The organism is Halobacterium sp. KA-6 (genome assembly GCF_021029015.1).
GTDB lineage: Archaea > Halobacteriota > Halobacteria > Halobacteriales > Halobacteriaceae > Halobacterium.
This window is the reverse complement of sequence record NZ_JAJJZH010000001.1, coordinates 145,940-167,362: the sequence shown is the minus strand read 5'-3', so window position 1 is coordinate 167,362 and position 21,423 is coordinate 145,940. Positions and strand designations below refer to the sequence as shown.

Here is a 21,423-nt window from a genome sequence, read left to right as displayed (position 1 = left end):
CTGTCTACTCGCCTCGCAGTTCACGGCTCCCGTCGGTCGCCGTTCACGTTCCCGAGAATCTACGATTCTCGCAGCTCCCGCACCTTCTGGATGTTCCACTCGAAGCCGCGCCCGTCCTCGTGCGGCGTCTCCAGCACGAGCGGTACCTCGGTGATGGCGTCGTGGTTGACGAACGCGTCCATCCCCGCCTCGCCGATGAGCCCTTCGCCGATGTGCGCGTGTTCGTCCTTGTTCGTGCCGCAGTCGTGTTTCGAGTCGTTGAGGTGGACGCAGTGGAGGTGTTCGAAGCCGACGACGTCGTCGAACTCCGCGAGCGTCTCCGCGACGGCATCGGCCGTCGAGAGGTCGTAGCCTGCGGCGAACGCGTGCGCGGTGTCGACGCAGACGCCGAGGTCGTGGGCCGACTCGTCGAGAACGTACGCGAGGTGGTCGAAGTCGCCGCCGAGCTTCGTGCCCGAGCCCGCGTCGCTCTCCACGAGCACGGTGACGCCGTCAGGTACGTCGAGCTCGTCGAGCGCGCTGACGGCGTTGTCCAGGCCCTGCTGGACGCCCGCGCCGGTGTGCGCGCCGAGGTGGACGTTGACGTAGTCGATGCCGAGCTTGTCGGCGGCGTCGACCTCCTTCTGCATGCTGTCGACGGACTTCTCGCGGAGGTCGTCTTTGGGCGTGCAGAGGTTCACGAGGTACGACGAGTGGATGACCCACGGGCCGTCGAGGTGTTCGTCGGTTCCCTCCCGGAACGCGGCGGCTTCGTCGTCGCCGACGTTCGGGTCCTGCCAGACTTGCGGCGAGTGCGTGAAAATCTGTCCGCAGTTCCCGCCGACGTCCAGTTCGTTCTCGACGGCGTTGTCGACGCCGCCCGCGATAGAGACGTGTGCACCTACTCGCATACGCTGTCGTTCGCCGCGGGGGGCAAAGAGGCTTCGAACCGTCGCAACACCTTTGCCGGCCGAGCGCGCTCGTGACGGTATGACCTCGGGGGACGCGCTCGACGTAGGTGACGAGGTGCCCGACGTGGCGGCACCGCTGGTCCATCCCGACGACAGCGTCGAGGAGACGCCCCTGTCGGAGCTCTACGCAGACCGGCCGGTACTCGTCGTCTTCTACACGAACGACTTCAGCCCCGACTGCGTGAGCGAGTGGTGTTCGTTCCGCGACTACGGCTGGTTCACGTCCACCGAGGACGTGCGCGTCGTCGGCTCGAGCAAGTCCCGCGTGCCGACCCACCGGCGGTTCATCGACTACCTCGACATCGACTTCCCGCTGTACGCCGACACCGACCTCGACGTCGCGGACGCGTTCGGCGTCACGTACCGCGCGCTGAAGCTGTTGCCGCGGGCGAAGCGCTCGGTGTTCCTCGTGGACACCGACGGCGTCGTCCAGTACCGCTGGATTGGCGAGCACCCACTCGACCCGACGCGCGACCAGCCGCCGCTGGGCGAGATTCGGGAAGCCGTCGAGGAACACGTCGGCGGCGAGCCGGAGACCTTCGGCTTCAACTAAGCAGTCCGCTCGCGCGTCCAGTCGTCGGTCGCGTACTTCTCCTCGGCGAGTTCGCGCGCCGCTTCGACTTCGTCGTCGGTCCACTCGCCGACGCGTGCGCCACACCACTCCGTGAGTGCGTCCTCCAGCGCTGCAACGGCGTCGTCGCGGCTGATTCCGGCTTCCTCGTGGATGCTCGTCACGCGCTCGCGGAACCGCTCGGCGTCGATGCCTGGGTCGGCGAACACGCCGAGGTGGGCGTCGGGTGCCAGGGCGAACGACAGCGACCCGTGCTGGATGACCGCGTCCCGGGTGCGGTACTGGGCGTTCCCGCTGATTTTCCGGCCGTCGACCGCGATGTCGTGCGCGGGGTGGAGCGCACGCAAGTAGCACGCGGGCTCGTGAATCGCGGGATGTTTCTCGGGGACGAAGTCGGCGTCGACGCCCATCGCGTGGAACGCCGACAGAATCGGCTCGCAGAGCACCTCGTAGCAGTCCATCAAGTCACCGGGGAGTTCGTCGGCGGGCGCGACGATGCTGTAGGAGATGTCCGCATATTCGTCGTGGTAGATGCCGCCGCCGCCGGTCTGCCGGCGCGTCACGGAGATTCCCTCGCGCTCGGCGAAGTCCCAGTCGACGGAGTCCGCGTCCTGCCGGTACCCCATCGAGAGCGTCGACGGCGACCACTGGTACGCGCGGACCGTTCGCGGGCCGCCGTTTGCGGCGGTCTCCGCAGCGACCTCCTCTAGTGCCATCTGCATCGGCCCGTCGCGGGCCTCCTCCGGAATCAGCCGCCACTCGCGGTCGGCCAGCGTCATACCACGCGGTTCGCGGCCACCGGCAAAAAGCCGTGCGTCTGCGGTTCCGCTCGGCTGCGTCCACCGAGCGCGCCGAGCGGCGCGGCAATCTGTGGCCGGACTAGAGGCGCGAACGACCGCAACATCCTGTTTCTATATCGTGACATGAGATTTATCGGGTGTGTGGGCCGATTTTCGTAGAATAGAGAATATCGGGCAGAAACGGCCACAGCGTCGCCGAATCACTGGTTTCTATCAAAATCCAGGCGGGACCGGCCACGCTACCACGTCGATTGCTCCTGCGGCGCGGATTTCACGTCGTCGCCGCGCGCCGCGTAGCTTTTACCCGCCGGTCCGCTAGATTCGCGTGAATGGTTCGGAACGTCGCCGCCGAGATGGCGGACCTCGACCCGGAGGACTTCCACCTGCTCTCCGGGGTCGAACACGGAATGCGGTTCTCCGAGTGGGTCAGCCGCGAGAAGCTCCCGGAGTTCTCCCGACTGACACAGGAGGAGGTCGACTACCGGCTGGACCGCATGCTCGACCTGGAGTTCCTCGAACGGAAGACCATCCAGTACGAGGGCGTCCAGCTCACGTTCGCGGGCTACGACGCGCTCGCGTTGCACGCGTTCGCCGAACGCGACACTGTCGAGGGCTTCGGCTCGCCGCTCGGCGTCGGTAAGGAGAGCGACGTCTACGAGGTGCAGTCGTTCCGCCCGATGGCGCTGAAGTTCCACCGCGAGGGCTACACCCAGTTCCGGGAGGTCCACCGCGGCCGCGACTACACCAGCGACAAGGAGCACACGTCCTGGCAGTACACCGCGCGGAAGGCGGCCGAACGCGAATACGACGCGCTGGAGACGCTGTACCCGGACGTGAACGTCCCGCGGCCGGTCGACCAGAACCGCCACGCCATCGTGATGGAGCGCATCGACGGCGTGGAACTCTCGCGCGCGGAACTGGAACCCGAGCAGGCCAGCGGCGTCCTCGACCTGGTGCTCCGGGAGATGGCGACTGCCTACGACGCGGGTTACGTGCACGCGGACATCAGCGAGTACAACGTCTTCGTCAGCGAGGACGGCGTGACGCTGTTCGACTGGCCGCAAGCCACCCCGAGCGACCACAAGAACGCCCGCGAGCTGCTGGCCCGTGACATCGGGAACATCGTCGGCTACTTCCAGCAGAAGTACCCCAGCGACGTCCCGGACGTCGACGAGTCGGCGATTGCAGACTCAGTCGCGAGCGGTTCGTTCGGCTCAGTCACCGAGTTCTAACGGCTTAGCATTTCTCGCGCATATATTCCGTAGCGGCTGCACTCTCGTGTTCAGTCCAATAAATTCTATTCTACGATATAGAATATGCGTGGTTCGTTCCGACGGTCGCTGAAGCAACGCTGGACGTGAAGCGGCACTCCGGCCCAGACGTGTTCGGTATCTAACCCGACACCCTACTGTATTTATACGACGGCGCGAAAGTGAAGGCCGAACTGCAATCGGTCATGCACACACCCGATTCATCCCCGTCGTCGCCGCGCTGCTGTTGGCGGCGCGCCGCGGACCCGACCGTTTATGAGGGGGCGCCGTGGTGATTACGATACACCTGGGGACTGCATGACGGGACAGAGTACGCGTCCGACCGGGAGGGCCGCGTGATGTTCGACGAGATGGCGGCGTCGGAGTTCCCGCACTTCCTCGCTACGTTCTGGGAGGAGAAGGGATGGTCGACGTCGGTCACGGAGAACGACGACGGCACGTACCTCGTCGGCGGCGACAAGGACAACGGCAAGCGTGGGCTCATCGGCGTCCGGCCGGACACCGACACGGAAATCGGCGCCTCCGAGGTCGAGGACTTCGCGGCGTTCTGCGACAAGAAGGGCGTCGACGTGCGCGTGATGGCGACCCGCGGCCGGTTCACGACCGGCGCGCGGAGCGCCGCGGACGCGGGCAACGTCCACCTCCTCGACCCGAACGAGCTCGCGTCGTCGGTCCGCGAGGAAGGCGCCGAGGGCCTCGTCGAACAGTACACCGGGAGCGACGACGGGTCGCTGCTCGACAACGTGCCGAGCCCGCCGGGCGGCGTGCCCAGCGGCATCCCAGTCGTTCCAATAGTAGTGGCAGTGGTGGTGATTCTGGCGGCCGTGTTCGCTGGCGGGACCGTCCTGAGCTTCGTGCCGTTCGTCGGCGGCGGTGGCGGTGGCGACGCGGGCCCGTCGTTCACGGCGTTCTCGATGGCGGCCGGGGAGAACACCACAGCGACCGCGGAGTGGGACGCCCGCGTACAGGACGAAATCCAGACCGCGAACAACACCTACCAGCCGAACGACGGGGAGACGTTCGTCGTCGTCCAGTTGAACGTGACCGCGGGTGACTCGCAGGTCGTGGTGCGGAACCCGAACTTCGCGCTGTCGGTGAACGGGACGAACTACGGCCACCAGCGCTTCGAGAACGCCAGCCAGCAGTTCCGCCAGAAACTGTCGGCAGTGACGGCCGCACCCGGCGAGTCCGGGCGCATGCTCGTCGTGTTCTCGGTGCCCGAGGACTTCGACGGCGCGACGCTCGTCGAACGGCCGGACGGCCCCGGGCTGCGCTTCGAGCGCGCCGACCTGACCTTCGACGTCGAGTGACCGCGGGGATTCGAAGTTCTTAACCCCCGCCACGACGAAACTCGGGTAACTCGCTGGCGAGCGGGCTCCAGCGGGCTCCTGACTGGAGTCAGGACGGAATGTGATTCTCGGGCGACCGAGAGTTGAACCACCCAACGCCCGCGGACAACACATGACACGAAGCTTCTACTCCCACATCAAGGAAGCCTGGCGGGACCCCGACGACGGGAAGCTCGCCGAGCTCCAGTGGCAGCGCAAGCAGGACTGGCGCAAACAGGGCGCCATCGTCCGCGTCGACCACCCGACCCGCCTCGACAAGGCCCGCGAACTCGGCTACAAGGCCAAGCAGGGCGTCGTCGTGGCGCGCGTCAGCGTCCGGAAGGGTACGGCCCGGAAGTCCCGGTTCAAGGCTGGGCGCCGCACGAAGCGGCAGGGCGTCAACCGCATCGGTCGCGCGAAGAACCTCCAGAGCATCGCCGAGGAGCGTGCGTCGAAGAAGTACGTCAACCTCCGCGTGCTGAACTCCTACTGGGTCGGCGAGGACGGCTCGCAGAAGTGGTTCGAAGTGATTCTCCTGGACCCCGAGCACGGCGCAATCGAGAACGACGACGACCTCAACTGGATCTGCGACGAGAGCCAGCAGGGTCGCGTCTTCCACGGGAAGACGAGCGCCGGGCAGCGCGCCCGCGGCCTCCAGAACCGTGGCAAGGGCACCGAGCACCTGCGCCCGAGCACGAACGCCGGCAAGCGCCGGAAGTCGTAACACCCCACCTTTTCCGTTCTTTCTCGCCGCCCAGCGGCGGCGCCGTCAGTCCTCCTCGAGGAGTTCCTGCTCGATGTCCGGGCTGCCACCGGTCGCGCCGGCGAGCCGGCGCGTAAGTACGTCGAAGAACGTGACCAGCGGCCACAGCGCGAGCGCGACGTACTTCAGGGGCCGCGCGGTGGTCAGCGCCCACGACTCGGCGTTCGCCAGCCCCCACGACTTGGGGAGAATCTCCCCGCAGACGAGCACGAGCGAGGTGGCGATTAGCGTCGTCCCGACGACCGCGAGTTCGGGTGGCAGGTAGGTCACGAGCAGCACCGTGAGGATGCTGGAGACGGCGATGTTGACGACGTTGTTGCCCACGAGAATCGTCACGAGCAGCCGGTGTGGGTCGTCGCGGAGCCGCTTCAACTCGGAGCCGCGTTCGTCGCCGGCGGCGAGGTCGGCGATGCGTTCGTCAGTCAGCGAGAACAGTGCGATTTCCGTGCTGGAGAAGTACGCCGACACTGCCAGCAGGACGGCGACCGCGGCCAGTGATACGAACACAGAGAGGTCGAGTGGCATGGAGACAGCGAGGGCGACCAGCCACTAAGGCGTTGGTGGCTGCCTCGCCTACTCGGACCACTCGGCGTCGGCGAGCGTGCGCTGGACGGCTTCCTCGCCGACGGCGCGCGCGAGCGTCTCGTAGCCGGCGCGCTCGGCGCGGTCGCCGGCGTCGGCGACGAGCCGTGAGACGATGAACTCCGGCGTGGACTTCCCGACGGTGCCGAAGCGCGGCTGGTAGTCCACGAGCAGGTCGAGGTCCTGACTGAGGCCTTCCGCGAAGATGCCGTCCGTCCGCGCGACGTCGGGGAGCGGTTCGAGGTCGTCCGCGAGGTGCGTGACGAACACGCCCAGCGCCTGCTCGTCGACGGTGAGCGTGACGAGGCCGTGGAGGAGGTCGGCGGCGCTCCCGGGTTCGGTGATGGCTTCGAACTCGTCGACGAGCATGAGCGTGCGGTCGCCCTCGGTGAGCGGCGGGATGACGGAGTTCAGCGTCGCCTCCAGCACGCCCGCGTTGAACGACGCGTGGCGGCGGTGGAAGACGATTGCGTCGACGGGGCCGAGTTCGGCGCGGTCCGCAGGTACGGGAAGCCCCATCGCGGCGAGCACGGCGACCTGGCAGAGCGTCTCCAGCAGCGTCGTCTTCCCGCCGGAGTTCGCGCCCGTGAGCACGGTGACGCGGTCGCCGTTCGGTGGGTCCAGGGAGTGGTCGCCGACCGCGTACGTCACGGGCTGGACGTCCCCGCCGTCCGCCGCGAGCGATAGGTTGCGCGCGTTCTCGACGGCGATGGCGTCCGCATCGACGAAGTCGGGGCGCGTGAGGTCGTGGGCTTCGGCGAACCGTGCCAGCGAGACGTCGACCGCGAGGTCGCTGACGGCCGTCACCGCGGCGTCGACCTCCTCGCGCGCGTTCGAGATGGCTCCGCGGAGTTCCGCCGCGACCTCGTCCTCGCGGTCTCGTTCGTCCTCGCGCACGTCGTCGGCGAGCGCGCGCAGCGTCGTACTCACGAAGTCCGCGGCGTCCGCGGCGTCCGCGGCCATCGCATTCCGGACGCGGCGCGGTTCGACGCCGGCCTCGCTGGCGACGTACTGGACGAACGCCTCCCGGAACTCGTCGGTTCCCTCGACACCCTGCGAGCGCACGTCCTCGAGCACGTCGAAGGTGTCGCGTTCGAGGTCGCTGGCGCGCTCCCGGAGCCGGTCGAGTTTCGCGTCCGCGCCGGCCGCGACGCCGTCGCCAGTGAGGTGGCGGAGCGCCTCGACGGCGTCCTCGAGCGCGTCGCGGTCGAGCGTCGTGACCGCCGCGAACACGCCGGAATCCTCGCTGACGGCGTCCTGTAAGGCGAGCGCAGTCTCGACCGCCGCGCGCTGCGTGTCGCCCGCGTCGTCGTGTGCGTCGAACGTGTCGAGAACGGCTTGCTTTGTCTCGCCGCCGAGACGTGCCCACGTCTCGCGAGCGGCCTCCACGTCGTCGAGACGTTCGCGCATCGCGTCGCGGTCGGTCAGCGGCGTCCGCACGCGGATTCGGTCCGCTGCGCCGGGCGTGACGGCGTAGTCGGCGGCGAGCGCGACCAGTTCCTTGTAGACGGCGCGGGCATCGTCGGTCGCGAGCGCGTCCATCCCCTCACCGCCGTTCGCGCGCCGCAGGATGCGCGTCGCGCGGCCCCGCGAGATGCCGGCGTCGACGAGCGCGCGGACGTTCGCGGACTCGATGGCGTCGACGGCGTCGGGGACGCCGAGTTCGGTCTCCAGTTTGTCGGCGGTCTTCGGGCCGACCCCCCAGTACTCCTCTAATCGCATACCTGCGAGTGGGCGACCACGTGGGTAAAGCGTTACGTGGATTCCGATGCCCGACCGTCGAGCAACGCACGGACCGCGGCGTCGTCGGGGAGCGCGGTCATCCCGCCGGTCTCGGTGGTCGTGAGCGCGGCCGTCGCATTCGCGAACCGGAGCACGTCGCCGAGCGCGTCGCCATCCATTCCGGGTTCGTACGCCGCGAGCGCGCCGGCCGTGAACGCGTCGCCCGCACCCGTCGTGTCCACGACGTCCACGTCGAAGGCGGATTCGGAGCGCGTGACGCGCTCGCCATCGGGCAGGTCGGAGACGACGGTCGCGCCATCCTCGCCGCGAGTGAGGAATACTGTCTCCGGGCCGTAGTCGAGCAATTCAGCGGCGGCCGCTTCGGGGTCACTGCGGGCACGCTCGCCGAGACCGAGCGGCTGGAGGTCGTCTGGACTACAGAACAGGAGGTCCGCGAGGTCGAGCGCGTCACGAAGAGCATCTCCGGCGGCTTTCGGGTCACTCCAGAGGTCGGGGCGCGTGTTCGGGTCGAACGAGACGAGACAGCGCGCGTCGAAGGCGCGTTCCAGCAAGTCGAGCGTGGCGTCGCGGCCTGCGTCGTTCGTGAGCGCGACCCCGCCGACGTGCACGCAGTCGAAGCGGGCGAGTGCGTGGTCGGGGACTGCACCGGTCTCGAACGCGAGCGTGGCGGTGTCGGCCTCGTAGAAGGTGAACGAGCGGTCGCCGTCGGGCGTCGGGCTGACGACCGCGAGCGCGGTAGCGGCGTCGCCCGCGACGACGAACTCCCCGTCGAGGCCGTGGTCGGCGAGCACGTCGCGGAGGTACGCGCCGAACGCGTCGTCGCCGAGGCGCGTCCAGAATTCGGGCGGGCTGTCGAGGCGCGCGAGGCCGGTGGCGACGTTCGCTGGCGCGCCGCCAGCGCGATGGACGAAGCCGTCGACGGTCGCGAGGTCGCCGGGACCGGACGGGAACAGGTCGACGAGCGTCTCCCCGGCCACGAGGATTCGGTCGGTACGCACACCGCTCTCGACGCCCCACTGGCACTTAGTCTTCGCCGAGTACGCTCGAGGGCAGTGCCGGTTCCGGCCGGAGACCGACGCGTTATTTCCCGCCGGTCTGCGAATCCGGAAGCGATGAGCTTCGACATCACCGCCGCCCGCGTCGTCCACGTCGTCTTCGGCGCGGCGTGGACCGGGAGCACGCTCGCTGTCGCGCTGTTCGTCGTCCCCGCCGCCCGCCGCGGCGTACTCGACGCCGCGCCCGTCGAGTGGATTGCCGACCGCTTCACGAAACTCAGCGTCGTCAGCGTCCTCGCGATGCTGCTGACCGGCGGCCACCTCGCCGGCAACCTCTACACGTTCGAGGCGCTGGCGGGCTCCTCGAGGGGGCACCTCGTCGTGGGGATGACCGGCCTCTGGCTAGTGCTGGCGGGACTCGCACACGTCGCGACGAGTCGCCTCACCGCAGGCCACGACGTCGAATCCGCGGCCGACGACGCGACTCCGTGGTTCGGTGCCGCGGCCGTCGTGAGCGTCGCGCTGCTCGTGCTCGCCGGCCTGCTCTGAGGCGAGCGAGGGGCGCTGACCGACGAGCATAACAGCCGCCACCCCGTTGCCCTCGTGCATGGACGCGGCGCTCGGGCCACCCGACCAGATGGCCGAGAACGAGAGCGACCTGACGCCGATGATGAGCCAGTACTTCGAGCTCACGCGGCGCTACGAGGACGCGCTCGTGCTCTTCCAGGTCGGGGACTTCTACGAACTCTTCTGTGACGCGGCGGAGGCGGCCGCCCGCATCTGCGAGATTACGCTGACCGCACGCGAGGACTCGACCGGCAAGTACCCGATGGCGGGCGTGCCCATCGACAACGCGGAGCCGTACATCGACGACCTGCTGGACGCGGGCTACCGGGTCGCGGTCGCCGACCAGGTCGAGGACCCCGACGAGGTCACGGGGGTCGTCGAGCGGGCCGTCACCCGGGTCGTGACGCCGGGGACGCTGACCGAGGACGAACTGCTCGCGGGCGACGACAACAACTTCGTCGCGACTGTTGCGGCTGCGGAGGACGGCGGCTTCGGCCTCGCGCTGCTGGACGTCTCGACGGGTGACTTCTACGCGACGACCCTCCCGAACGCGGCGCGCGTGCGGGACGAACTCGGGCGATTCGCGCCCGCCGAACTCGTCACTGGACCCGGTGTGGCAGCGGAGCGCTTCGACGACGGGACGTTCGTCGCGGAGTACGACGACGCGGCGTTCGACGACGAGCGCGCCAGCAGGACCGTGGAGGCGTACTTCGGGAGCGTGGACGCGCTCGCCGGCGACGCCGAGGTCGCGGCGTGTGGCGCGCTCCTCGACTACGCCGAGTACACGCGCGGTGGCGAGAACGGCGACCGGTTGGATTACCTGAACCACTTGACGCGGTACGACCCCCGCGAGTACCTCCAGATGGACGCTGTGGCGCTGCGCAGTCTGGAGGTGTTCGAGCAGCGCAGCGTCCACGGCGCGGAGGGCACCGCGCTCGTGGACGTGCTCGACGAGACGGCGTGCGCGCTCGGCCGGCGGACGCTCACGGACTGGCTGCGCCGGCCGCTGACCGACCCCGAGGAAATCGAGGCCCGCCACGAGGCCGTGGGCGAACTGCTCGCGGACCCCCTAACGCGGGAGGAACTCCACGAGCACCTGCGGGACGTCTACGACATCGAGCGGCTGATTTCCCGCGTGTCTCGGGGGCGCGCGAACGCCAGGGACCTGCGCGCGCTGAAGGACACTCTCGACGTAGTGCCCGAGATTCGGGGGCTGCTGGCGGACGCAGACAGCGAGAAACTCCGCGAGTTGCGCGCGAGCCTCGACGACCTCCCGGAGATTCGGGACCTGCTCTCGCGGGCCATCGTCCCGGACCCGCCCCAGGAACTCACGGAGGGCGGCGTCATCCGGGACGGCTACGACGAGACGCTGGACGACCTCCGGGAGACCGAGCGCTCGGGGAAGCGCTGGATAGACGAGTTGGAGCAACAGGAGCGCGAGCGCACGGGCGTCGACTCCCTGAAGGTCGGCCACAACGCGGTCCACGGCTACTACATCGAGGTGACGAATCCGAACCTCGATGCCGTCCCCGACAACTACCAGCGCCGACAGACGCTGAAGAACTCCGAGCGGTTCGTCACGCCCGAATTGAAAGAGCGCGAGGACGACATCGTGCGCGCCGAGCAGCGCTCCCAGGACCTCGAATACGACCTGTTCCGCGAGGTCCGCAGCCGAGTCGCGGAAGAGGCCGAGCGCGTGCAGGCGACGGCGGCGGCGGTCGCAGCCGTGGACGCGCTCGCGTCGTTCGCGACAGTCGCTGCGAGCCACGACTACGCGCGCCCCGAGATGGGTGGCGACGGTATCCACGTCGAGGGCGGCCGTCACCCAGTCGTGGAGCGCACGGAAGCCGGGTTCGTTCCGAACGACACAAATCTCACGCCCGAGCGCCGGGTCGCGGTCATCACGGGGCCGAACATGAGCGGGAAGTCGACGTACATGCGCCAGGTCGCGCTCATCTCGCTGCTCGCGCAGGCCGGGAGCTTCGTCCCTGCGGAGCGCGCACGCCTCCGGATCGTCGACCGCATCTTCACCCGCGTTGGCGCCAGCGACGACATCGCAGGCGGGCGCTCGACGTTCATGGTCGAGATGACGGAGCTGTCCTCGATTCTGCGCGCGGCCACCGAGGACTCGCTCGTCCTGCTGGACGAGGTCGGCCGCGGCACCTCCACCACGGACGGCCTCGCCATCGCGCGCGCCGTCACCGAGTACGTCCACGACGAACTCGGCGCGACGACGCTGTTCGCCACGCACCACCACGAACTCACGGCGGACGCCGACCACCTCGCCGACGCCGTGAACCTCCACTTCGGCGCGACCCGAAGCGAGGAGGGAGTGACGTTCCAGCACGAAGTTCGGGAGGGGCCGGCGACCGCCTCGTACGGCATCGAGGTCGCGCAGACCGCGGGCGTCCCGGAAGCCGTCGTTGAGCGTGCCCGCGAGTTCCTCGATGCGGCAGACGTGGACGCGGACGTGAGCGAGGAGACGAACGCGACAGGAGCGAATGGGAACGCCAGCGAGTCGGACGTCGAGTCTTCGCTCCGGGACGTGAACGTCGCGGAACTCACGCCCGTGGAGGCGTTGAACGTACTCAACGACCTCAAACGCGACCTCGACTGACTACTCGACGGGCGAAAAGGAGAGCCCGTTCTCCGCGAGCAGGCGGCGAGTCTTCTCGGTGATTTCTGGGGCGACGAGCACGCCGCGGACGTCGGCATCGGCGTGGAGGTCGCGGCGGAGCGCGTTCACGTAGCGTTCCAGTTGCGACGCCGCCGACGGGCCGACGCGCCGGGCTTTGAGTTCGACGACGACTACGGCTCCGTCCCGGCCGCGGCCGTAGACGTCCACGGGGCCGGCTGGCGTCTCGCGTTCCGTGCTGCGCGGCTGGAAGCCGGGTTCGACGAGGTCGGGGTTGGCGAGCACGCGCTCCTTGAGGTCGGACTCGGTACCGGAGACCTCGGCGTCGGCGTCCGCGGGGTCGAACGCGGCAGCGTGGTGGACGGAATCGAACTGGACGGTGAGCGCGTCCGCGGCGTCGCCGTCCCCACAGCGGAGTTCGAGCGTTCCCTGGTTCGCTTCGAGGGCGACGCTGCCGCCAGTCGCCCACGCGTCGGGGTCGCGGCCGGTCGCGCCGTGGACGAGTACTGTGTCGTCGGGCTTCCAGAGGACGCTCCGGACGCCCGCGGGGAGGCTGCGCTCGGCGCGCCCCTCGAATTCGGTCGCGCACTCGCCGACGAGCGAGACTGCGAGGCCGTCGCTGCGGGCGTCCGCGGCGAAGGCGGCGGCGCGGTCGGTGTCGGGAGTCGAGAGCGCGCGGGTCACGGAAGCGAGTACGTGGTGGACGGGAAAAAGCGCGCGGATGGGGCGGCCGGCAGGCTACCGGATGTCGGGGGAGGGTGGGCGCTCGCGCTTGTGCGTGGAGGACTCGTACCGTTCGACGAACTCTGCGACCGTCTCGCGGTCCTCACCGGTGGCTTCGACGGTCCCCTCGACGGTGCGGTCCTCTTCGACGTACGCGTGCAGAATCGGGTCGATGACTTCGTAGGGTTCGCCGAGTTCGCCGGGGTCGGTCTGTCCCTCCCAGAGTTCCGCCGTGGGCGTCTTCGCGACGATGTCCTCGCTGACGCCGACCTCCCGGGCGAGGTCGTAGGCCTCGGTCTTGTAGACGTCCGCGAGCGGTGCGACGTCGGCAGCGCCGTCGCCGTACTTCGTGAAGTAACCCAGGAGGAGTTCCGAGCGGTTGTTCGGGCCGACGACGAGCGCGTCGTCCTCGTTGGCGGCCTGGTAGAGCAGGACCATCCGGACCCGCGCCTGAACGTTCCCCACAGTAGTCTTCGAGAGGTCCTCGCGGGCCGCGGTGACGTCGTCGACGATGGGCTGGATGTCGGTCTCGCGGTAGTCCACACCCAGGCGCTCGCAAACCGCCCGGGCGTCCTCGACGTTCTCGGGGTCGCTGGGGTCCGCCGGCAGGAGGAGACCGGTGACGCGCTCGGAGCCGACGGCGTCCGCGAGGAGGTGCGTGGCGAGCACGGAGTCGAGGCCGCCGCTGACGCCGACGACGTAGCCGTCCGCGGGCGTGGCGCCGAGGTAGCTCGCGAGGAACGACCGAATCTCGTCGGCGGCGGTCGCGAGGTCGAGGTCGAAGTCGGTCACGGACGAACGCGCGGCCGCCACCGGCAAAAAGCACGTGGCTACTCGGCGTTCTCGCCGGCCTCGGCGATGACGGGCGCGTACGTCGCGACGCGGTCCTCGCAGCAGTCCGGTACGAGGTCGCGCCACGGCTCGCCCTCGCGGATGCGACGGCGGATTTCGGTGCCGGAGTACCGACCGGGCTCGTGCATGCGCTGGGCTTCGACGCGCGCGTCGGTGTGCTCGCGGACGATGTTCGCGACCGTCTCGTTGCCCGTGATGACGACATCGGCGTCCGTGCGGGCGACGAGGCGCCGGCCCCAGTCGGGGTAGCCGGCTTCGCCGCGGTCCTCGTCGCTGACGCGCACGAGGTCGAGGTCCGGGAAGCACTCGCGAACGACGTGTTCGCGTTCGGCGGCAGTGAGCGGATTTCGCGGCGTCCGGGCCTTCTGCGGGCTACCGATGGCGACGACGAGGTCGTACTCGCGGCGGTACCGGCGGACCGTCCGGTAGTGGCCGACGTGGAACGGCTGGAAGCGACCGGGGAACGCTGCGCGTTCGGGCACGAGAAGCGCTACCGACGGCGACGACTTGGATGCTTGGGCTGGACGCATCGAAAAACCACGCTGGCCGGTGGTCCCGGCCAGCAGCGAGCGTGGAGCACTCGCCATCGGTTGCGTCAGACCACTGCGGGCTGGTCGTCGCGGCGGACCCGACACGAGGGGACACCAGCCTCGCACGTGGACGGTGCTGGCGGACGACGGAAGGCGTTTCGCCGAACATCTTCTCCGCGGAGTGCACGCCGACGACCCGCTCTCGCTTTAAGTATCTCTGGCGACAAGGGATAGATACGAAGAGCTTCTCGGTGTGCTACGCTCCGTAGCCACGGTGCCGTCGTTCGCGTGAACGGTCGTCGGTGTGGCGAGCGCGAGTTTTCTTTAAGTGCTTCTGGCGACAAGCGATAGATACGAAGGACTTCTCAGAGACACCGACTGCAGAGCCGGTGGCTCGTCGGTCGTCGCGGCTCCAGCGGGAACCCCCGCCAGCAGGGACCTTTTCGGCGTGCGCGTCCTATCGAGTAGTGATGAGCGACGCCGACGAAATCACGGTGTACTCCGACTACGTCTGCCCGTTCTGCTACCTCGGGCGGCAGTCGCTGTCGGAGTACCAGGCAGAGCGCGAGGAACCCCTCGACATCGACTGGCAGCCCTTCGACCTGCGCGCGCAGAAGCGCGGGCCGGACGGCGAAATCGACCACGACGTCGACGACGGCAAGGACGACGAGTACTTCGAGAAGGCCCGCGAGAACGTCCAGCGCCTCAAAGAGGAGTACGGTGCCGACGAGATGCAGATGGACTTCTCCCGCGAGGTCGACTCGCTGGACGCCCAGGCCGCGTCGCTGTACGTCAGCGACGAGTACCCCGAGCAGTGGCTGGACTTCGACGTCGCCATCTTCGAGGCGCTCTGGGAGGAGGGCCGCGGCATCGGCGACCTCGACGTACTGGTCGACATCGCCGAGGACGTCGGCCTCGACACCGAGGAGATTCGGGAGGTCGTCGAGAGCGAGCAGTACCACGACGAACTCCGCGCGGAGTTCCGCGAGGCACAAGAGCACGGCGTCACTGGCGTCCCGACGTTCGCGTACGACGGCTACGGCGCGCGCGGTGCCGTCCCGCCGTCCCAGCTCCGCCGCCTCGTCGAAGGGACGTAAGCACGAGCTGGCGGTCTACGTTTGGCCGACACGCGATTTTCTTTAAGTGCCTCTGGCGACAAGGGATAGATACGAAGGACTTCTCAGCGTGTTACGTCTCGTAGCCGCGGCGCTGTCGATAGTGAGCAACCGCCGAGCGTCGTTCGAAGTGCGGTTCCGCTTTAAGTATCTCTGGCGACAAGGGATAGATATGAAGGACTTCTCGGGGAGTTACGTTCCACAGCGACAGCGCCGCCAGCCGAGAGTTTAAACCGTGCGAGGCCACAGGTACCGGTAATGAGTGCTGACGGCGGCGACCGGATTCGCTGGGAGACGCGCGACGAGCGCCGCGTCGAACACCGACCGGGCTCGGGCGCGCTCTCGCGGGCGGAAGCCCAGCGCGACACCACGGTCCGCAAGTGGGGCGTCGTCTCCCCGAGCGCGACCGTCATCGGGCGCGCCGAATCCCCCGAAGCCGACCTCTCGGAGAGCATCCGGCGGCTCCACGAGGAGCGCCACACTGCGACCGAGGGGCACAGCCGCCGTACCCACCACCTCGACCGCCTGCGGACGACGCAAGCGCTCTGCAACGCCATCGACGTGACGCCGTGGCAGCGCGACGTCGCGCTCGGCGTGATGGGCGACATCGACCTCACTGAGTTCGGCAGCCAGCGCGCCATCGAGAAGGTCGCGCTCGTGGTCATCCGTCACGTCGTCGACGTCGACCGCCGCCAGTACTTCGGCCTCGACGACCTCGACGCGAACGAGCTCTCCCAGGAACGCATGAACGACCTCTACGAACGCTACCGTAGCCACGACATCACCGACGAGCCGGCGTTCGCGGAGCTCGCGGAACGCTACGGTCTCGACAAGACGAGCCTGAACCGGCTGCGTCGCGTGCTCAAAGCACAGTTACCCGACGGGCTCCCGGCGTTCGGCCGGAACCCGAACCGCGACCCCCACCTCCCGGATGTCACCGAGCGCGACGTCCCCGAGGAAGTGCCCAGCGACGACTAGGTCAGTCGAGGTGTTCGTCGAGGAACGCCTCGATGTCGTCGCCGCCCTGGAATCCCTCGGCGAGCCGCGCGACTTCTTCGCCGTCTTCGACGAGGACTAGCGTCGGCGCGCTCCGCACGTTCCACTCGTCGACCAGCGAGATGTCGTTGCCGGGGTTGACCATCGCGACCGTGATGCCCGTGGCTTTGGCTATATTGCCGAGGACTGGCTCGATTGCCTGGCAGAGCGAGCAGCCCTTCGTGTAGAAGTCCACGAGTACGCGGTCGTGGGTGGCGAGGACGTCGGCGAGTTCGTCGCCGTCCGCGACGCGAATCGGTTTCTGTGCGCTCTGTTGTGACTCCGTGCTCATGTAGAAATGTAGGGTGCGAGCGCGGAAAAGGACTGCTGCGGGGGCGCGTACCGCCGGCGCCCACGGAACAGGTTATTCGAGGTTTTCGAGGTACTCCGCGGTCTCCTCGGTCTGGAGTTCGCGGAACAGCTCGGAGTCGGCGTCCACGGTGGCAACGCCGACGCCCTCCGCGGAGAGTTCGTCGTCGCGGCCCTCGTTGAGCGCGCGGAGCGCGAGGTCGACGCCCTCGTCGAGGGAGAGGTCGGTCTCGTACTCGTCTTCGAGGTACTCCTGGATGACCGAGCGGTCCGAGCCGATGGCGACGGCCTTCCACTCGTTGGAGGTGCCGGAGGGGTCCGTCTCGAAGAGGCGGGGTTCGCCGTCGGAGATGCCCGCGACGAGGAGCGCGACGCCGAAGGGGCGTGCGCCGCCGACCTGCGTGTACTGCTGGATGTGGTCTGTGACTTCCTTCGTCAGCGTGCGGACGCCGATGGGTTCGTCGTAGCGCACGCGCTCGACCTGGGACTGCTGGCGCGCGAAGTCCACGAGTTTCCGGGCGTCGGCGACGTGGCCGGCACTGGCAGCGCCGACGTGGTCGTCGACCTTGTGGAGCTTCTCGACGCTGGAGCCCTCGAGGAGCGGCGAACGGGTGCGCTTGTCCACGACGAGGACGACGCCGTCCTCGGTGCGGACGCCGATGCTCGCGGTGCCTCGTTTGACCGCTTCCCGCGCGTACTCCACCTGATAGAGGCGGCCGTCCGGCGAGAAAATCGTGATACCGCGGTCGTAGGCCTGCTGTTGGTTCTGACCCTGCATTGTCTTCGTTGACCAAATGTAAGCCGCGCTCACGTAAAGGGCTTTGACTTTCGGCAGGGGGTGCCGAGCAGCGGCAAAACCGCCGGGGTACTTGTGGCGGGGCGGCGAGAAACGAGTATGGACTCCGGGAAGGCGAGCCGTCGGTTCTTCGAGGAGCACGTCGCCGGGCGGACGGGCGCGAACCGCGAGGACGTCCGTCTCGGCCCGACGTACGGCGCGGATTTCGGCGTCGTGGACGTCGGCGACCGCGTCGTCGCGATGGCGACCGACCCCGTGTTCGTGCTCCGCGACCTCGGCATCGAGCGGGCGGCGTGGTTCGCGTTCCACGTCTGCGTCAGCGACGCCGCGCTATCGGGCCTCCCGCCCACGCACCTCGCCGTCGACTTCAACCTCCCGCCGGGCACGAGCACGGAGACGTTCGACGCAATCTGGGAGGTCTTCGACCGGGAAGCCGAGAAGTTGGGCGCGAGCCTGACGACCGGACATACGGGCACCTACGAGGGGTGCGCGTTCCCGACGGTCGGCGGCGCGACCGCGCTCTCGATTGGCGACCCTGCGGACCTCGTGGTGCCGACTGGTGCGCGGCCGGGCGACCGCGTCGTCGTCACGAAGGGGCCCGCAATCGAGTCGACGGGCGTGCTCGGCGTGCTGTTCGGCGACGACCTCCCACTCGGCGAAGCCGCGGTCGAGGCCGCCCGAGAGCGCTTCGACGACGTCAGCCCCGTCCGGGACGCGCTCACCGCGGCGGCCGCCGGGAACGTGACGGCGATGCACGACGCGACCGAGCGCGGGCTCGCGAACGCGTTCCATGAACTCGCGGCCGCCAGCGGCGTCTCGCTCGCAGTCGAGCGCGACCGCGTCCCCGTGCTCTCGGGCGTGCGCGAGGTCTGCGAGTACTTCGGCATCGACCCGTGGACCACCTCCAGCGAGGGAACCGTGGTCGCGACCGTCGCACCAGAGGACGTCGACGCGGTGCTGGCGGCGCTCGAAAGCGAGGGTATTCCGGCCGCAGAAGTCGGATCCGTCGGGAAGCGAAAGACAGGAGGAGAGCGCGTCACCGTCGACGGCTCCCCGCTCCCGGAACCCGACTCCGACCCGCTGTGGAGCGCCTACGAGACCGGGCGCGAGCGATTCGGGAGCGAGTGAGGCTGCCGAGCGTCGAGCGGCGTCCGGAGGGTTCTTTGCGACGCGCGGCCAGCGTTCCGACGATGCGAGCGAGGAACCAGCCATGGGCATAGTCGAGGAGTTCCTCGACCTGAAAGACGAGACCGACGCCGATCTGCTCGCGATGCAGGTCGGGGACTTCTACGAGTTCTTCGCGGAGGACGCGCGCACGGTCGCGGACGTCCTCGACCTGCAGGTCTCCGAGAAGTCCGCGCACGGGTCGTCGTACCCGATGGCGGGCGTGCCCGTCGACGACCTGACGCCGTACGTCGCGACGCTCGTCGAGCGCGGCTACCGCGTCGCCATCGCCGACCAAGTCGAGGACGGCGCCGACGACATCGAGCGCGAAATCACCCGGGTCGCCACGCCCGGGACGTTCGTGGACGTAACTGGCGCGGACGCCCGCTACCTCGCGGCGGTCGTCCGCGACGAGACGTGGGGGTTGGCGTTCGTGGACGTGACGACGGGCCAGTTCCACGTCGCGGACGCCGAGACGGAGACGGACGTGCTGACGGAACTTCACCGGTTCAGCCCTGAGGAAGTACTGCCCGGCCCCGAGTTGCGGGGCGACGACGACTTCCTCGGCGCGCTCCGCGAGCGCGCGGACGCGACGCTGACGCTGCACGAGGCGTCGGCGTTCGCGCCCGGGAAGGCCGCCCACAGCGTGCGCAAGCAGTTCGGCGACGGCGCGCTCGACAGCCTCGGCGTCGACAGCGACAGCCCGGCAGCGCGAGCAGCGGGCGCAGCCATCGACTACGTGGCGGCGACGGACGCGGGCGTGCTGGCGTCGCTGACGCGCCTCCAGCCCTATCGTGCGGACGACCACGTCGAACTGGACGCGACGACCCAGCGCAACCTCGAACTGACGGCGACGATGGGCGGCGACGGCGACGGGTCGCTGTTCGCCACGCTCGACCATACGGTATCCGCTGCTGGCGGTCGACGTCTGCAAGCGTGGTTGACCCGCCCACTCCGAGACCGCGCGGAACTGGCGCGCCGGCAGGCCGCCGTGGGCGCGCTCGCGGACGCACCGCTCGCGCGTGACGGGCTCCGGCACGTGCTCGGCGACGTCTACGACCTCGAACGCCTCGCGAGCCGGGCGGCTGGCGGGCGGGCCGACGCGACGGACCTGCTCCGAATCCGGGAGACGCTTGCGGCGCTACCCGAGGCCGTGGACGCGCTCGAGTCCGACCCCGACCTCGCGGACTCGCCCGTGACGGAGGTGTTGGAGGGCGTGGACCGCGAGGCGGCCGCCGGGGTGCGCGCCGAACTGGACGCCGCGCTCGCCGAGGACCCGCCGAAGACGCTCCGAGAGGGAGGCCTACTTCGCGAAGGGTACGACGACGAACTCGACGAGTTGCTCCAGGAAGCCCGCGAGCACGAGGAGTGGCTGGACGGGCTGGCGTCCCGCGAGAAGGACCGGCTGGGAATCACGCACCTGCAGGTCGACCGGAACAAAACCGACGGCTACTACGTGCAGGTCGGCAAGTCTGAGACCGACGCAGTACCCGAGGCGTACCGCGAGGTGAAGTCCCTGAAGAACTCCACGCGGTACACCACCGAGGAACTCGAAGAACGGGAGCGGCGGATTCTGCTCGTCGAGGAGGAGCGCGGCGACCTCGAGTACGAGTTGTTCGACGACCTGCGCGAGTGGGTGGGCGGGCACGCCGAAGCCCTCCAGCGCGTCGGCCGCGCGCTCGCCGAACTGGACGCGCTCGCCAGCCTCGCCGAGCACGCCGCCGCGAACCGGTGGATTCAGCCTGAACTCGTTGACGGCGACGACCTCGCAATCGAGGGCGGCCGCCACCCCGTCGTCGAGCAGACTACCGAATTCGTGCCGAACGACGCGCGGTTCGGCGACGGGAGACGATTCCTCGTCGTCACAGGCCCGAACATGAGCGGGAAGTCGACGTACATGCGGCAGGTCGCCCTAATAGTCCTGCTTGCGCAGGTCGGCAGTTACGTGCCCGCCGACGCCGCCCGCATCGGCCTCGTGGACGGCATCTACACGCGGGTCGGCGCGCTGGACGAACTCGCGCAGGGGCGCTCGACGTTCATGGTGGAGATGCAGGAACTCAGCCGCATCCTCCACGCCGCGACCGAGCGCTCGCTGGTGATTCTGGACGAGGTCGGGCGCGGGACCGCGACCTACGACGGCATCTCCATCGCGTGGGCAGCGACAGAGTATCTGCACAACGAGGTCAGAGCAAAAACCCTGTTCGCGACCCACTACCACGAACTCACGGCGCTCGCGGACCACCTCGCCGACGTCGCGAACGTCCACGTCGCGGCCGAGGAGCGCGACGGGGACGTGACGTTCCTGCGGACGGTCCGGGACGGCGCGACCGACCGCTCGTATGGCGTCCACGTCGCGGACCTCGCGGGCGTCCCCGATCCGGTCGTGGACCGCTCGCGAGAGGTGCTGGACCGCCTCCGCGAGGAGAAGGCCGTCGAAGCCCGGGGTTCGGCGAGCGAACCCGTGCAAGCGGTGTTCGACCTCGATTCCGGCGAGTTCGACGCGGGGAGCAGGAGCGAGCCGTCAGTCGAAACCGAGAGCGCTGCGGACGGCGGCGAGACAGCGGAACTGGACCCCGAGGCGCGCGAGGTGCTCGACGACCTCCGGGACGTCGACGTCAACGAGACGCCGCCCGTGGAACTGCTCGCGCGCGTGCAGGAGTGGCAGCGGCGGCTGGACGAGTAGCAGCGCGGGAT

The 21,423-nt window shown here is 68.8% G+C and carries 20 protein-coding genes; 10 read left to right on the top strand and 10 right to left on the bottom strand.

The features are described from left to right. Positions 1 to 59 precede the first annotated feature (59 nt). Positions 60 to 890, bottom strand: a complete 831-nt coding sequence (locus tag LPA46_RS00945) for a deoxyribonuclease IV (protein ID WP_230890984.1) — start codon at positions 888 to 890, stop codon at positions 60 to 62. A 79-nt stretch (positions 891 to 969) separates the two neighbouring features. On the opposite strand from LPA46_RS00945, the gene LPA46_RS00940 reads away from it, so the two are divergent. Next, the gene (locus LPA46_RS00940; protein WP_230890983.1) at positions 970 to 1,503 is read left to right on the top strand and encodes a redoxin domain-containing protein; all 534 of its coding nucleotides are present in this window, start codon (positions 970 to 972) and stop codon (positions 1,501 to 1,503) included. Here LPA46_RS00940 and LPA46_RS00935 read toward each other — a convergent pair. After that, positions 1,500 to 2,300: a lipoate--protein ligase family protein gene (locus LPA46_RS00935; RefSeq protein WP_230890982.1), complete on the bottom strand. Its 801-nt coding sequence runs from the start codon at positions 2,298 to 2,300 to the stop codon at positions 1,500 to 1,502. The two genes, LPA46_RS00940 and LPA46_RS00935, sit on opposite strands and share 4 nt — an antisense overlap. A gap of 350 nt (positions 2,301 to 2,650) precedes the next feature. Between LPA46_RS00935 and LPA46_RS00930 the strand changes: the two genes are divergently transcribed. The 3 genes from LPA46_RS00930 (at position 2,651) to LPA46_RS00920 (ending at position 5,644) form a co-directional block, all read left to right on the top strand. Next, on the top strand, positions 2,651 to 3,553 hold the full coding sequence (locus LPA46_RS00930; RefSeq protein WP_230890981.1) for a serine/threonine-protein kinase RIO2: 903 nt from the start codon (positions 2,651 to 2,653) through the stop codon (positions 3,551 to 3,553). Between the two features lie 377 nt (positions 3,554 to 3,930). Further along, positions 3,931 to 4,902 (top strand): restriction endonuclease, encoded by a 972-nt coding sequence (locus LPA46_RS00925; protein ID WP_230890980.1) that lies wholly within the window; start codon positions 3,931 to 3,933, stop codon positions 4,900 to 4,902. A 151-nt stretch (positions 4,903 to 5,053) separates the two neighbouring features. Then, entirely contained in the window at positions 5,054 to 5,644 is a 591-nt protein-coding gene (locus LPA46_RS00920) for a 50S ribosomal protein L15e (RefSeq protein ID WP_230887846.1), read from the top strand. Between the two features lie 45 nt (positions 5,645 to 5,689). Here LPA46_RS00920 and LPA46_RS00915 read toward each other — a convergent pair whose 3' ends face one another. From LPA46_RS00915 to LPA46_RS00905, 3 genes are read right to left on the bottom strand one after another with little or no spacing between them, the layout of a single operon-like run. Next, positions 5,690 to 6,208 (bottom strand): CNNM domain-containing protein, encoded by a 519-nt coding sequence (locus LPA46_RS00915; RefSeq protein ID WP_230890979.1) that lies wholly within the window; start codon positions 6,206 to 6,208, stop codon positions 5,690 to 5,692. Between the two features lie 48 nt (positions 6,209 to 6,256). Next, on the bottom strand, positions 6,257 to 7,987 hold the full coding sequence (locus tag LPA46_RS00910; RefSeq protein WP_230890978.1) for a MutS-related protein: 1,731 nt from the start codon (positions 7,985 to 7,987) through the stop codon (positions 6,257 to 6,259). Positions 7,988 to 8,019: 32 nt separating this feature from the next. Beyond that, a complete protein-coding gene (locus tag LPA46_RS00905) occupies positions 8,020 to 9,006 on the bottom strand; it encodes a carbohydrate kinase family protein (protein ID WP_230890977.1) in 987 nt (328 codons plus the stop codon). Positions 9,007 to 9,120: 114 nt separating this feature from the next. Here LPA46_RS00905 and LPA46_RS00900 point away from each other — a divergent pair, with 114 nt between their 5' ends. Next, on the top strand, positions 9,121 to 9,552 hold the full coding sequence (locus LPA46_RS00900) for a CopD family protein (RefSeq protein ID WP_230890976.1): 432 nt from the start codon (positions 9,121 to 9,123) through the stop codon (positions 9,550 to 9,552). Positions 9,553 to 9,610: 58 nt separating this feature from the next. After that, positions 9,611 to 12,187 carry a DNA mismatch repair protein MutS gene (mutS, locus tag LPA46_RS00895; RefSeq protein ID WP_230890975.1) on the top strand — a complete coding sequence of 859 codons (2,577 nt, stop codon included), beginning with the start codon at positions 9,611 to 9,613 and terminating at the stop codon, positions 12,185 to 12,187. On the opposite strand, the gene nucS is transcribed toward mutS (LPA46_RS00895), so the two are convergent. Genes nucS through LPA46_RS00880 form a run of 3 tightly spaced genes read right to left on the bottom strand, consistent with a single transcriptional unit; the run spans position 12,188 to position 14,310 of the window. Further along, positions 12,188 to 12,889, bottom strand: coding sequence for an endonuclease NucS (nucS, locus tag LPA46_RS00890; protein ID WP_230890974.1), 702 nt, complete (start codon positions 12,887 to 12,889; stop codon positions 12,188 to 12,190). It abuts the gene before it with no gap. Between the two features lie 54 nt (positions 12,890 to 12,943). Then, the gene (locus tag LPA46_RS00885) at positions 12,944 to 13,720 is read right to left on the bottom strand and encodes an NAD+ synthase (protein WP_230890973.1); all 777 of its coding nucleotides are present in this window, start codon (positions 13,718 to 13,720) and stop codon (positions 12,944 to 12,946) included. Between the two features lie 38 nt (positions 13,721 to 13,758). Beyond that, a complete protein-coding gene (locus LPA46_RS00880) occupies positions 13,759 to 14,310 on the bottom strand; it encodes an adenylyltransferase/cytidyltransferase family protein (RefSeq protein ID WP_230890972.1) in 552 nt (183 codons plus the stop codon). 470 nt (positions 14,311 to 14,780) lie between these two features. Here LPA46_RS00880 and LPA46_RS00875 point away from each other — a divergent pair, with 470 nt between their 5' ends. Then, on the top strand, positions 14,781 to 15,407 hold the full coding sequence (locus LPA46_RS00875; RefSeq protein WP_230890971.1) for a DsbA family oxidoreductase: 627 nt from the start codon (positions 14,781 to 14,783) through the stop codon (positions 15,405 to 15,407). A gap of 276 nt (positions 15,408 to 15,683) precedes the next feature. Beyond that, positions 15,684 to 16,403, top strand: a complete 720-nt coding sequence (locus LPA46_RS00870; protein ID WP_230890970.1) for a DNA-directed RNA polymerase subunit epsilon — start codon at positions 15,684 to 15,686, stop codon at positions 16,401 to 16,403. A gap of 1 nt (position 16,404) precedes the next feature. Here the strand turns inward: LPA46_RS00870 and LPA46_RS00865 are convergent, their stop codons facing one another. Continuing rightward, positions 16,405 to 16,752: a thioredoxin family protein gene (locus LPA46_RS00865; RefSeq protein WP_230890969.1), complete on the bottom strand. Its 348-nt coding sequence runs from the start codon at positions 16,750 to 16,752 to the stop codon at positions 16,405 to 16,407. Positions 16,753 to 16,824: 72 nt separating this feature from the next. After that, the gene (gene psmA, locus LPA46_RS00860; RefSeq protein ID WP_230890968.1) at positions 16,825 to 17,547 is read right to left on the bottom strand and encodes an archaeal proteasome endopeptidase complex subunit alpha; all 723 of its coding nucleotides are present in this window, start codon (positions 17,545 to 17,547) and stop codon (positions 16,825 to 16,827) included. 117 nt (positions 17,548 to 17,664) lie between these two features. Here psmA and LPA46_RS00855 point away from each other — a divergent pair, with 117 nt between their 5' ends. Further along, positions 17,665 to 18,693, top strand: a complete 1,029-nt coding sequence (locus tag LPA46_RS00855; protein ID WP_230890967.1) for an AIR synthase family protein — start codon at positions 17,665 to 17,667, stop codon at positions 18,691 to 18,693. Positions 18,694 to 18,775: 82 nt separating this feature from the next. Beyond that, entirely contained in the window at positions 18,776 to 21,412 is a 2,637-nt protein-coding gene (mutS, locus tag LPA46_RS00850; protein WP_230890966.1) for a DNA mismatch repair protein MutS, read from the top strand. The last annotated feature ends 11 nt before the right edge of the window (positions 21,413 to 21,423 follow it).